Consider the following 11,878-nt stretch of genomic DNA (forward strand, 5'->3'; position numbering starts at 1 on the left):
TATCTGAGCCGCTGCGCCGCGGGCCGCTCTGGGCGATGGTGTTTCGCCTGTGTGGCGAGGAAGGGGAATCGGCCTCACTCGGGTGTCGAGACCTTTTCGCTGTGGCCGGATATCGAGTCTTGGACCGCGACCGGCCGCGTCAGGCTCCCGCGCCTTAGCGCCCGGCAGCCTCGAGTAGGGTCTTGGCGGCCGAACCCAAGCCTTCCAGCTGCCCGAGCTCCTGATCCTCGTGCTCGATGTTCACCGCCATGCCGGGGTCCACCTGCTCTAGGACCTGCAGGAAGCCTCGCCACCAGGTGACGTCGTGACCACGACCCACGGCGACGAAATCCCAGGAGGAGTCGGTGGGCCAGCGGCTGAGGATGTAGGGGCCGCCCAGGCTGACCGCTCCAGGCGCGTCGGGCCGGACGCGGTCGAACCGGTCGTCCAGCACACCATTGATGCGGGCGGCGGCATTGATCCTGGTGTCCTTGGCCGCGGCGTTGTAGATCAGACCGCCCAGGTGGCCGACAGCCTCGATCGGGTCGATCCCCTGCCAGAACAGATGGGACGGATCGAGTTCGGCGCCCACGTGGGTGGCGTTGATCGACTCGACCAGCCGCAGCAACGTGGCCGGGTTGTACACGACATTGTGCGGGTGCATCTCGATGGCGATCTTGACGTCGAAGTGGGCCGCGCGCTCCTGGACGTTTCTCCAGAACGGAATCGCCACCTCGTTCCACTGGTAGTCCCGTACGTCGAGATACGCGCTGTCCCACGGCAACACGTTCCACGCGGGGTTGGTGCCCGTGGCGCTGGCGGCGGGGGTGCCGGACATGGCCACCACACGCGTGACACCCAGCAGCGCCGCCACCTCGATCGAGCGGATGAGATCGGCCGAGTGCTTGTCTCGCACGATCGCATTGGGGTGCAACGGGTTTCCGTTGCAGTTCAGCGCGGTGAGAGTGATCCCGTGGTCGGCGAAGATTCCCAGGTAGTCCTGCCTCGCCTGCTCACTGGCGAGGATGTCGCGTATCGGCAGATGCGGCTCGGGAATGAACCCACCGGAGTTGATCTCCGCGCTCTCCAGTCCGAACGCGGCGAGGATGGACAGGGCCTCAGGCAATGGTTTGTCGTGAAGGCACGCGGTGTACGCACCGATCTTCATCAGGATCTCCTCACCACAGATGCAGCCGCAGGGTTTGGTGGATGTGGTTGGCCGCCGACGTTGACTTCGGCGCCACCGGACCTCGCGGACTCCGCGCTCGCCGCCAGAATTCGGAGATTGCGCAGGCCGTGCTCGAACGAAGGAACCCGAGGCAGCCGGTCAAGGCCTGCCACTTGCTCCAGGAATGCCCGCGCCTGGAAGACGAACAGGTCGTTCTGTCCGTAACCGACTCCGGGAAAGTCCATCGGGAACCCACCGGTCACGTAAGGGTGCCTCGGTCCGACCGGCACCGTGCGGTACCCAGCGGTCTCATCGGTCACCGCCCGGTCGAAGTAGGAGAACTCACCCGCCCGATCAAGGTCGAAGGTTGCGGCGGCGTGCTCGGCGAACAGTTCGAGCCCTAGGGCGTTGGCCATGCCGACCGCAACCCGGGAGGCCGAGATCGTGGCGGTGGCCCCGGAGGCAAAACAGGCCGAGAAGGTCACGAGGTCCTCGTTCTCCACTGGCTCCATGACGTCACTCAGTTCGGCAGCCCCGTGGCCCACGGCAGCGCCGACCGGGCGTGCCCGCTCCGTGATGAAGGTGGACAGAACCGCGCCGCGCACGGATTCGATCGGGCCGCCCAAGAACTCAGCCAGATCCACAAGGTGGCTTCCGATGTCAGCCAGAGCACCGGATCCGGGGCCACCCTTGTAGCGCCAGCTCATCGGCCCGTTTGGATCACAGGCGTAGTCGCACCAATAATGGCCGTTGAAGTGCAGGATTCTGCCCATTTCCCCACGGTCGACGCGCTGCTTGATCGCGGCGAGCGCCGGTGAGCGCCGGTACGTGAAACCGACCCCCGTGTGCAGGTGCGGCGCGGCCGCAGCCGCGGCCACCATGGCCTTGGCGTCGGTGATCGTGGGTGCCAACGGTTTCTCGCACAGGACGTGTTTCCCGGCGGACAGCAGTCCCAGGACCACCTCCCGGTGAAGTTGGTTGGCTACGACGACGCTGACCACGTCTACGTCCGGGGCCTCCGCGATAGCCTCCCAGGAGGATTCGGTCCGCGCGTAGCCGAACCTTCGCGCCGTCTGCTCGGCGAAGGTCTGGTTCACGTCCGCGATCGCGACGAGGTCGATCTGGGGTAGTCCGGCGTCGTAACAGGTCGTGGCGGAGCGGTACCCGGCCGCGTGGGACCGACCCGCCATGCCGGCGCCGATCACGGCGACCCCCAGGCGACCACTGTTCATCCAGCACTCCTTCAGCGACGTCAAAGAGAACGGAGAAACCGCTAAAACCGGACAATTCATCTCAGAATCAACCGAGTTAAACCGGTTTAATAATGGGATGTAGCATGCGTCACGACGCCGTTGGTGTCAACGGCGTGTTTCGCATCTGTTACTGAGCTGGAGCGGGGTTGACTAGCAAGGAGCAGCCACCGGAGCGCGGCACGCGCCGGCGCCCCACGATCCGTGACATAGCCGCCGAAGCGGGTGTCTCCAAAGGGCTGGTGTCGTTGATCCTAAACGGCAATCCCGGCCCGAGCGCGGAGACCACCGCCCGGGTGCTGGCCATCGCCGACCGGCTCGGCTACCGAACCGATCGCACCGCCAGCCTTCTGGCCCGTCGCCGCTCCCGCATGCTGGGCATCACCGTGACGCCGAGCAACCCCTTCCACGCGGAGCTGGTCGAAGAGATCCAGCGAATCGCCGACCAGCGTGGCTACGAACTCGGACTTGGTGCTGTGACGCCGTCGCACGACGAACGGCAAGCGATCGAGACCCTGCTCGACTTCCGCTGCGAGGCCCTGTTCCTCCTTGGATCGGTGTTGCCGGCCAAGGAACTGGCTGAGCTAACCGCTGGAGTCCCCGTCGTCTCTATCGGCCGCTCCATCGATATGCCCGGATTCGATGTCGTCCGGACCGCCGAAGACGTGGGCATGGCCCTCCTCGTGGATCATCTCGTTGAGCTTGGCCATCGACGCATCACGCATGTCGATGGGGGAGACGGCTTCGTATCCGCCGAGCGGCGACACGCCTACGTGTCGGCTATACGCCGCCACGGGCTTTCTCCGGCGATCCTGCCCGGCGGGGAAACCGAACGCGACGGCATCCTCGCCGCCGAAACACTCGACCTGTCGGGCGGCGTGACGGCCGTTGTCGCCTACAACGACCGTTGCGCCGTCGGTGTGCTCGACCACTTCGACCGTGCCCGGATCAACGTACCGAAACGGGTATCCGTCACAGGCTATGACAACAGCCTCTTGGCCCAACTGCACCGCATGAACCTCACCACCGTCAGCCAGGCACCGAAGGAACAGGCCCGGCTCGCTGTCGCCGCAGCAATCGAACGCCTGGACGGGGACCGGACTCAGGATCAGGAATTCGTGCTCGAACCACACCTCGTCGTACGCAGGAGCACGGCCAAGGTGCCGTCGCCATGATCAGGGCAGGGCTACACCGGCCGACGAGGCGCGCCGACACCGGCGTCATCGAGACCGTCACCCTGAACGGTCCACCGCCAGCACCGCTGATCACGCACGCCCTGATCCGCAGGGCGGCCGGAATGGGACGCCGCGGACATGTTGCCGCCACTCGGCCTCCGTGATCAGATCGCCTGTTTCGGTGCAGATACGTGATGAGACGCGTGCCGGATCCACGTCCCACAGGCGCACGTCCCGGCCCGCGCTGGCGAGGACGGTCCCGTCGAAGCTGAAGGCCAATTCCGTGTAGCTCTCCCCGGCGCTGTTGATGATGACGTCGGTCTCCGGGCTCTCGGGATCGGCGACGTTCCACAGCCAGAGCTGTCCGGCTCCGGTTCCCACCGCGAGGGTCGTGTCCGTGGGATCGAAGGCGAGGGCGAAGATTCTCCCGCCGGGTCCGGTCAAGGGCTCGCCCAGGAGACGCGGTTCGCGGGGTTCGGTCATGTCCCACAGCCGGACCGTCCCGGACGCGTTTCCCGTGGCGAGGACGGTTCCCCGCTGGTTGAAGGCCAGGGAGCGCACATCGTCTCCCGGCGACGTGACGAGCTTGCCGAGCGACGCTGGGCGAAGCGGGTCCGCGATGTCCCAGAACGCCACGGTGCCGCCTTGCGTGGCGGCGGCGAGGGTGCGGCCATCGGGGCTGAACGCCACGACGAAGACGTTGCCCGCTTCGGGGCTCACTTTGCCGATCGGCTGTGTCGTACGGGCATCCCAGATATGTACGGAGCCATCCCGGCTTCCGGCCGCCAAGAGCCTCCCGTCGGGGCTGAACGTGACGCTCTCGACGAGGGCCGCGGGGCCGGTCAGGGAACCGCGGCGGACGGGATGGCGCGGGTCGCCGATGTCCCACAGCACCACGGCGTTGCCCAGCCGCGTCCCGCCTGCCAGCGTGCGCCCGTCGGGGCTCACGGCCACCGTGCCGCCGATGCGGTCGTACGGCGCGGGGGCGGTGAGGACCGGGCTGACCGGAGTGGGACGGCGGTCGCGGACGTTCCACAGCCGGATGTCCCCGCCTGCGGCGGCCAGGACGTGCTCTCCTCGGCGGAAGACGACGTTGTCGATCGGATGATCCGTACGGGCGATCACCGGCTCGGGGACGTGCCACAGCCGGGCGACGCCGTCCGCGCCGTTGGTCGCCACGAAGCGGTCGCGGAACGCGACGGCCGTGACGGGCTCCGGATGCGGCAGCGAGGTCACCACCTGGGCCGTGGCCACGTCCCAGATCCGGGCCGTGTTGTCCGCGCTGCCCACGCCGAGCAGACGGCCGTCGGAGCTGAAGCCGAGCACGTTGATCCACACGCTGACCGTGGCGACCAGCGGCTTGCCGACGGGCTGGGGCTCGGCCGGGTCCGTGGTGTCCCACAGCCGGACGGCGCCGTCGTTGCCACCCACGGCGACCAGTTTGGAGTGGTAGGCGACGGCGTTGACCCGGCTCGGGAGGGCCAGGGCGGGCCCGGCGGGGCGGGCCCGAGCCGGATCGCCGACGTCCCACAGTTGCAGCGATCCGGCGGTCTCCGTGCCGTTGCCCGCCGCGAGCACCTGCCCGTCCGGGCGGAACGCGAGCGCGTTCACCGCTCCGTCCGGGCCGGTGAACGGGCCCCGCATCGTGGTGGAGCGCAGGTCCCACAGGTGGAGCGCGCCCTCCCCGCTGCCGATGGCGAGCATCCGCCCGTCGGGGCTGAAGTCCAGCGCGTACACGGTCTCGGCGGGGCCGGTCAGCGGCGCGCCCAGCGGTACGGGGTGGGCGGGGTCGGAAAGATCCCAGAGGCGTACGGATCGGTCCTCGCCGCCGGTGGCGAGGACGCGCCCGTCGGGGCTGAAGGCCACGGCGTAGACGGCACTCGAATGCCCGATCATCGGCGCGCCGATCCTGACCGGACGCCGCGGATTCGTCAGGTCCCACAGCAGGATGGTGCTGTCGGCTTCGGCGGCGCCGGCGGCGGCCAGCAGCCGCCCGGACGGGGACACCGTCACGGCCTGCAGCACGCGCGTGGGACGGACCACCCGGGTGACCTCGATCGAGCTGGTGAGCTCCATGATCCCGGAACGGGCCTCGATGGTCGGCGAGATCCGATAGGCGGCCAGGGCGAGCTGGGCCGCCAGCGCGGGATCGGTGTCGCGCAGCCGGCTGGCCGTCATCGCGACGTTCTGGGAGATCGCGACATCGCGCGCCCGGTCGGCCTCCGCCCGCTGCAGTTGCGAGTAGGCGGCCAGCCCTCCGGCGAGGACCGTCAGCGCCGCGAACGCCGCCAGCAGCCGGTAGAGGCGGCGGGTACGCTGACGGTGCTGCTGCTCGCTCGTGTCCAGGAACTCCAGTTCCAGCGGGTTGAGCTCGGCCTGGTGAGCCGGTTCCCTGGCCCATTCACGCGCCGCCTCCAGCCGCCCCCCTCGATAGAGGCCACCCGGGTCGCGCTCGCCCGCCTGCCACGACTGCGCCGCCTGAGTGAGCTGCCGGTGAACGCGCAGCCCGACCCGGTCCGCGTCGATCCAGGAGCGCAGCCGGGGCCAGGCGAGCAGGAGCGCCTCGTGGCTGATCTGGACCGTCGTGGCGTCCACGGTGAGCAGCCGTCGCTCGACGAACCGGTCGAGCACGGGCCCGAACTCGTCGGCCAGTTCGCTGCGCTCGACCCTGCGGCGGGTGTCGGCGATGTCTGTCCCGATGTGAGTCAGCCGCAGGAAGAGCCGCCTGGCCAGGTCCCGCTGGGCCTCGGTGAGTTCGGAGTAGACCGACTCGGCGGTGTGCGCCACCGCTCCCTGCAGGCCTCCGCTGGCCCGGTAGTGATCGACGGTCATCGTCCGGCCGTGGGAGTTCTCCCACGTACACAGGAGGGTGTGGGAGAGCAGTGGAAGCGCGCCCGCCTCGTGCGGAGAGATCTCCCGGATGATCAGTTCGACCAGGCCGCCGTCCACGTCGAGCCGTGCGCGGCGGGCCGGCCCCTCGATGGCCTGCCGCAGCTCGGCCTCGCCCATGGGTCCGACGACGATCTGGTTGTGCTGCAAGGCCTCCGCGAGCTTCGGATACCGCAGGGCATGCGCGTAAAAATCCGCCCGCATCCCCACCACCACCGGCATCGTCTCCGCGAGCCCGCACAGCGCGTCGACGAACTCATGGGCGTCCTCCGTCGTGCCGGTGAAGATCTCCTCGAACTGATCGACGATCACCGTCAGCCCTGGTTCGCCCATCAGGCCGGATAACGCCTGAAGCGGGTACGCCCCGGGAGTCACCAGCACCCATTCCGGCAGCGCCGCGATCAACCCCGCGCGCAGCACCGACGACTTCCCGGATCCCGACGGGCCCACCACCATGGTCAGTCCGGCGTCCACCCGGTCCAGCAGGCGCCGGGTGAGATCATCCCGCCCGAAGAACCACTCGGCATGCTCCGGCTGGAAGGATTCCAGTCCGCGATAGGGCGCCATCTGATCGGCCGGTCGGCGACCCGGCAGCCGCCGTACCCGCAGCAGCGCCTGCACCCAGCGGTCGAGGCCCTCTGCATCCGTCACCCCACAGGTGACAAGGACCTTCTCGAACTGGGACGCCTGCGAAGCGAGCGGCAGATTGGCCCCCCGGAACCACCCCCCGAGCGTCCCGTACGGCACGCCGACGGCCTTCCCGAGCTCCCGGATTGTTTTCCTGGCCGAGTTGCGCAGCAATGTCAGTTCACGAGCCAGATCCTCCCGGGTGACGACCCGATCGGGATCCGGACGTTGCCTGTCCTGGTCCAACGCGTCCGCCACCGCTGCCCCCAGTGTTCTCCGCCTCGAAAGGCAGCGTGAACGACCTGTGCGACCTTGTGCGGACATTTTCGACAACCCTGGTCAGCCACGCAACAGGTCTCCTTGACTGGCCCTTATCGCGGGGGCGATCCAACGGGGGACCGGGGTGATTGCCGCGCGGGGTCAGGTATTCGCGGCCAACGGAAGGTAACAATGCGAAAATCGAGAAAACGGGGCATCAGCGTGCTGGTCACGCTGTTGTTGGCGCTGGCAGGGGCATTAGCGATCAGCTCGCCCGCCGCCGCCTGGGTTTACTGCAATTCGGTCAGCCTGGTGCAGGGCGGCTACGACGCCGAAACGGTCATTGTCTATCCGACCTACAACGACAACTCGACCAACTGCGACATGCGGATCAACGAGCACGGCACCACCGGCCAGCGCGAGGCGATCAGCCAGCTCCAACACAACATCAACGTCTGCTACGGCCCGAACCGCTGGGACCAGGGAACCCCGCGCGTGACGAACCACCTCACCGTGGACGGCGAGTACGGCCCGCAGACCTACGCCGCCATAAAGGCCGTGCAGCGGCATCTGAATGACCCGGCCGTCCAGGTGGACGGCTACGCCGGCCCGCAGACCCGCTCCCGAATGCACCACCCCAGCGTCGAGGGCTACTGCATCATGCCGGCCACCGTCCCCTATCCCTCCATCGTTTCCCCCTGATCAGCCTTCCCGGAAACCGGCGGGCTCATTAAGAAAGCAAATCCCACATCACCAGGAGCTTCCATGCGAATGGCCAGAACGCTATTCAAGTCAGCAATCGCCGTAGCAGCCCTCACCCTTCTCCTGCCAGGGCACGCACACGCCGAAGCGTACGACGAGGACACCTGCTACCTCGGCGCCGGCTCCACCACATGCACTACCCCCGCCGACGGCGTAGAGGCCCACAACTCCCAGCACTGGGTCCAGGTATACGGTGCCGCCGGCCACATCCTCGTCGTCCGAGACAAGGATCCCGGCCACAACAACGCAATCGTCTACAGCGGCAACGGCCAAGGCAGCTGGGTCACCATCTACGGCCTCTACGGCGAAACCTACGTCCTATCCGCCGCCAACTACAGCGGCGTCCCCGGTTACGTCCGCATCCGCAATTACACCTGACACCAACGCGCCCGTTTGAGATAGCCGGGGCTTGAGTACGTCCTCCGGCCCTCCAACGCAGGTGCCCCACACCGCACAAAGCCGGCCCTGGCCGCCATCGAAACCGATCGGCGCCAGGGCCGGATCGGGTACGGCGCCACACAAGATGGCGCACTTGTTGACGATCGCGCTCGGCGCGTGGACTCGATCCGCCGACAGTACCGACCTTGTCGTAATCACCTGCCGATGCTTAAGTGTTCGGGTGAGTCGCGAATCGGATATCGAACATGCTCAGGCGAAGACGGGCCCGGCAGGCGGCAGGAATTACATCAGGCTGGCTCTTGTCCTGGGCGCCGTCCCCCTTCTACTCGCCAACTGGTTCATTGTTGGCATGATCCTAGGACACGACTGCGTCTCCCTATATGAGGGTGGCAATATAACGGAATGTGGTGGCGGGCTTTCGGAGGAAGAAGTGCTCGCAACATCGGGACTGGTCGCACTGGTGATACTCGTCATCCAGATAGGACTGATCGTCCGGGTGATCCGATCCGGCCCGCGGTGAGAGGTTGCATGGCCGACGACGGCGCACCTTGGCCGGGCAATCGCTAAACGGCCGGATTCACTGTCGATAAGTATTGCGGGTGTAGTCGAGGCTGAAGGTGCCCAGGTTGCCGAAGTACATCGCGGTCAGGTAGGCGGGATCCGTGGCGATGACGCCGGGCTGCAGGTCGCTGCCGTCGTTGAAGTCGTCCCAGGCCCACGGTGCGTGTGCGGCGTTGTCCGTGCCGTTGTCGCCGGCGAAGGTCCCCCAGGAGGCGTACGGCTGCGGGTCGTTGCGGCGCTCCCATAGGCCGCCGGGGCCGAAGATGTCGACCAGTTGGTAGGCGACTGACCGGTCGTTGCCGCCGGAGGGCACCTCACCGCCGCCGCGGCTGGGGAAGTAGACGATGCCGTCGCCTCCGGGGAAGCTGCCGCCGTTCCATGCCTTGCAGCCGTGTCCCTTGGTCTCCTGGAAGCTCGTCGGGTGCTGCTCGCCGTCCCAGGGCTGCGTGATCAGCGTGGCGTCGATGTTCTCGCGTCCGTTGGTGAACGGGCTGCCCGCCGGCGTGTAGGAGTAGAAGTTGTCGTGGGACAGGGTGACCATGGCCTGGAGCGTGCCGTATGCGCTGCCATCCTTGTACACCGTGAGCAGTAGGCCTTCCATGTCGTTCTCGTGCGAACCGAGCAGCTTCCAGTCCCGGGCATGGAAGTAGCCGTAGATGATGAACCAGTGCGTGCCGGTCTCCACCACCGAGTAGTAGACCGTGCCCACCAGGCGTGCGGCGTTCGCGTCAAGGTTGTCCCAGTTGTTGCGCGTGTTCCAGTCACCGTCGTAATCGACGGACGCCAGATAATCGGCGATGTACTTGGAAGACGCACTGTCCTGATAGTGGATCGGCGCCCACCGATAGGCGAGGTCCGCATCACTCGCCGCAGCATGTGCGGGCATCGGCGTCGCCGATAACAATAACGCCGTTGTGACCAGTCCCGCGATCCAGCGTCGTGCCATGTCTTCCTCCTGTGGCTGGGGGGGGTTCCGGCGGAACGCTAATCGCGACTCCTGACCTCGGGAAGGTGCTGCCATCAGGCTTCATCTGGTAATAACCGGCTTGTCATCTGAATGTGGTGAAGATTGTCAAGGCCGGGCGCGAAATTCCGTGAACGAACTAGGCGAGTAAGTCCTGAGTTTGCTTTGAAGCGGACTTCGTGACGACAGACGACCGAGATTGCCGACAAGCCGTGGACGGCCACCCAGTCACTCGCGGTCGGCAACGCATCTGGACGGCGCCGGTGCTGTTAGTTCATCCGTGCAGGTCGCAGGCATGATCGGGTGTCCGCATGCGCCGAGCCAGGGATCACAGGCAGCTTCCGCGGGACGGTGATGCGTCGGCATGCCGTGCGAGGCGCGACCAAGACGTAGTCCCAGACATGGTTCGCCGAATGCTCGGTCTGGGCGAGCAAACGCATGCTTGACGATCAGGGCGATACGCGATCTCTTAGGTGAAGCGGCTGGGCCTTGTGGAGATCTTGACGCCATCGGCGCGGCATGTTGTGATCCAGGCATTCGTTATTTCATACTTGTTTAGTAGGAAATGAGGAGTTGTGAGGGTTCTCCGCCGTGCGGCCGCGATGGCCGCGCTTCTGCTGGGCGCGGTCGGCATCCAAGTCGTCCAGGGCGGAGCGGCCCAAGCGGCCCTGCCTACTGCGGCCGTCGCGCTCGGCGACAGCTTCATCAGCGGGGAGGGCGCGGGGGACTACCAGCCTGTCGTTGACGCCTCCGGGACGGCACAGGCCTTCCCCGGCTGGTCGGCGGCCAACAGTAACGCCTATTTCTGCCACCGGTCGGCGAACGCCTCGTTATTCAAGGCGTCACTCCCGGGCATCCAGGACCGCTTCAACCTCGCGTGCTCCGGCGGCCAGCCCGCCGACATCGCCAACCCCTCCAGCGCCCGCGCCAATGGTCGCTCCGTCGCCTCGCAACTCGACCAGCTACGCGCCGTCGCCCAGACCCACGACATCGACGTCGTCCTCATCGGCCTCGGCTCCAACAACACCCAGTTCACCTTCGGCGACGTGGCCACGCTGTGCGCCAACCGCTTCATCGCCGACGCCTGGACGGGCTGGTGGGAGTTCTGGGCCTACCTGAACGGCGAGGTGCCGCAGGAGCCCTGCACCGTCTCGGACCTGGCCACCGACGCCGAGGTCGCCGCCGCCACCACCGAGACCACCGCCGCGCTGCGCCAGATCCTCGACACCCTCGCCCAGATCGACGCCGACGGCGCCCACCTTGTAGTCCTGCAGACCTACACCAACCCGCTGCCGCTCGACGTCGCCCCGCAGTACCGGGACGAGGACGGCCGTACCGACACCCGAGACAAGTTCCGCGCTCTCGGCGCCGAGCGGTACGCCGCCGGCTGCCCGATCCACCGCGCGAGCCTCGCCCCCGGGCACATGTTCTCCCAGAACCTCGGCTCCCTGGTCGAGAACGCCTACACCACGCTGGCGGCCGAGCGTCCGGCGGCCGACCTGCGCGTGCTGGACGTCCAGAAGGCCTTCGACGGGGCCCGGCTCTGCGAGAACCCCGGCAGCCCGACAGGCGTACTCGCCACGCCGGTCCGGGTGCAGGACGGGCCGTCCGGCACGTTCATCACCAGCCTGTCCGGCTGGGAAAAGATCGGCATCCAGCGGCTGGCGAACACCTGCGTCACCTACTTCCAGACCTGCCAGGAGTCGTGGCACCCCAACGCCGCGGGCCACACCGTCCTCGGCCAGTGCCTGACCGGCGCCCTCACCGCCGCGCCCCGCACGATCGTCACGTGCGCCCGTAACGCGAACGGCACGCTCACCTTCTCCTGACGCCCAGGCGGCGTCGG

At 67.2% G+C, this 11,878-nt stretch carries 8 protein-coding genes; 4 read left to right on the forward strand and 4 right to left on the reverse strand.

From position 1 onward, the window contains the following. Positions 1–154: 154 nt before the first annotated feature. Entirely contained in the window at positions 155–1,147 is a 993-nt protein-coding gene (locus Amac_RS26380) for a sugar phosphate isomerase/epimerase family protein (protein ID WP_155357093.1), read from the reverse strand. Further along, entirely contained in the window at positions 1,147–2,379 is a 1,233-nt protein-coding gene (locus Amac_RS26385) for a Gfo/Idh/MocA family protein (protein WP_155357094.1), read from the reverse strand. The genes Amac_RS26380 and Amac_RS26385 overlap by 1 nt, the downstream gene beginning before the upstream one ends. A gap of 167 nt (positions 2,380–2,546) precedes the next feature. Between Amac_RS26385 and Amac_RS26390 the strand changes: the two genes are divergently transcribed. After that, positions 2,547–3,572 carry a LacI family DNA-binding transcriptional regulator gene (locus tag Amac_RS26390; protein WP_155357095.1) on the forward strand — a complete coding sequence of 342 codons (1,026 nt, stop codon included), beginning with the start codon at positions 2,547–2,549 and terminating at the stop codon, positions 3,570–3,572. Positions 3,573–3,662: 90 nt separating this feature from the next. Here the strand turns inward: Amac_RS26390 and Amac_RS26395 are convergent, their stop codons facing one another. Further along, positions 3,663–7,346: an nSTAND1 domain-containing NTPase gene (locus tag Amac_RS26395; protein WP_155357096.1), complete on the reverse strand. Its 3,684-nt coding sequence runs from the start codon at positions 7,344–7,346 to the stop codon at positions 3,663–3,665. Between the two features lie 222 nt (positions 7,347–7,568). Between Amac_RS26395 and Amac_RS26400 the strand changes: the two genes are divergently transcribed. Further along, positions 7,569–8,048 carry a peptidoglycan-binding domain-containing protein gene (locus tag Amac_RS26400; RefSeq protein WP_170322652.1) on the forward strand — a complete coding sequence of 160 codons (480 nt, stop codon included), beginning with the start codon at positions 7,569–7,571 and terminating at the stop codon, positions 8,046–8,048. 69 nt (positions 8,049–8,117) lie between these two features. After that, a complete protein-coding gene (locus Amac_RS26405) occupies positions 8,118–8,486 on the forward strand; it encodes a hypothetical protein (protein WP_155357098.1) in 369 nt (122 codons plus the stop codon). A gap of 598 nt (positions 8,487–9,084) precedes the next feature. Here Amac_RS26405 and Amac_RS26410 read toward each other — a convergent pair. Continuing rightward, on the reverse strand, positions 9,085–10,014 hold the full coding sequence (locus Amac_RS26410; protein WP_155357099.1) for a hypothetical protein: 930 nt from the start codon (positions 10,012–10,014) through the stop codon (positions 9,085–9,087). 593 nt (positions 10,015–10,607) lie between these two features. Between Amac_RS26410 and Amac_RS26415 the strand changes: the two genes are divergently transcribed. Further along, positions 10,608–11,861 carry an SGNH/GDSL hydrolase family protein gene (locus Amac_RS26415; protein WP_155357100.1) on the forward strand — a complete coding sequence of 418 codons (1,254 nt, stop codon included), beginning with the start codon at positions 10,608–10,610 and terminating at the stop codon, positions 11,859–11,861. Positions 11,862–11,878: the final 17 nt, after the last annotated feature.

The organism is Acrocarpospora macrocephala, from assembly GCF_009687865.1.
Lineage (GTDB): Bacteria > Actinomycetota > Actinomycetes > Streptosporangiales > Streptosporangiaceae > Acrocarpospora > Acrocarpospora macrocephala.

Bases quoted from the DNA above. Each gene is read 5' to 3' on its own strand.
- Amac_RS26410 (WP_155357099.1), bottom strand. From the start codon at position 10,014: ATGGCACGACGCTGGATCGCGGGACTGGTCACAACGGCGTTATTGTTA.
- Amac_RS26385 (WP_155357094.1), bottom strand. From the start codon at position 2,379: ATGAACAGTGGTCGCCTGGGGGTCGCCGTGATCGGCGCCGGCATGGCG.
- Amac_RS26380 (WP_155357093.1), bottom strand. From the start codon at position 1,147: ATGAAGATCGGTGCGTACACCGCGTGCCTTCACGACAAACCATTGCCT.
- Amac_RS26405 (WP_155357098.1), top strand. From the start codon at position 8,118: ATGGCCAGAACGCTATTCAAGTCAGCAATCGCCGTAGCAGCCCTCACC.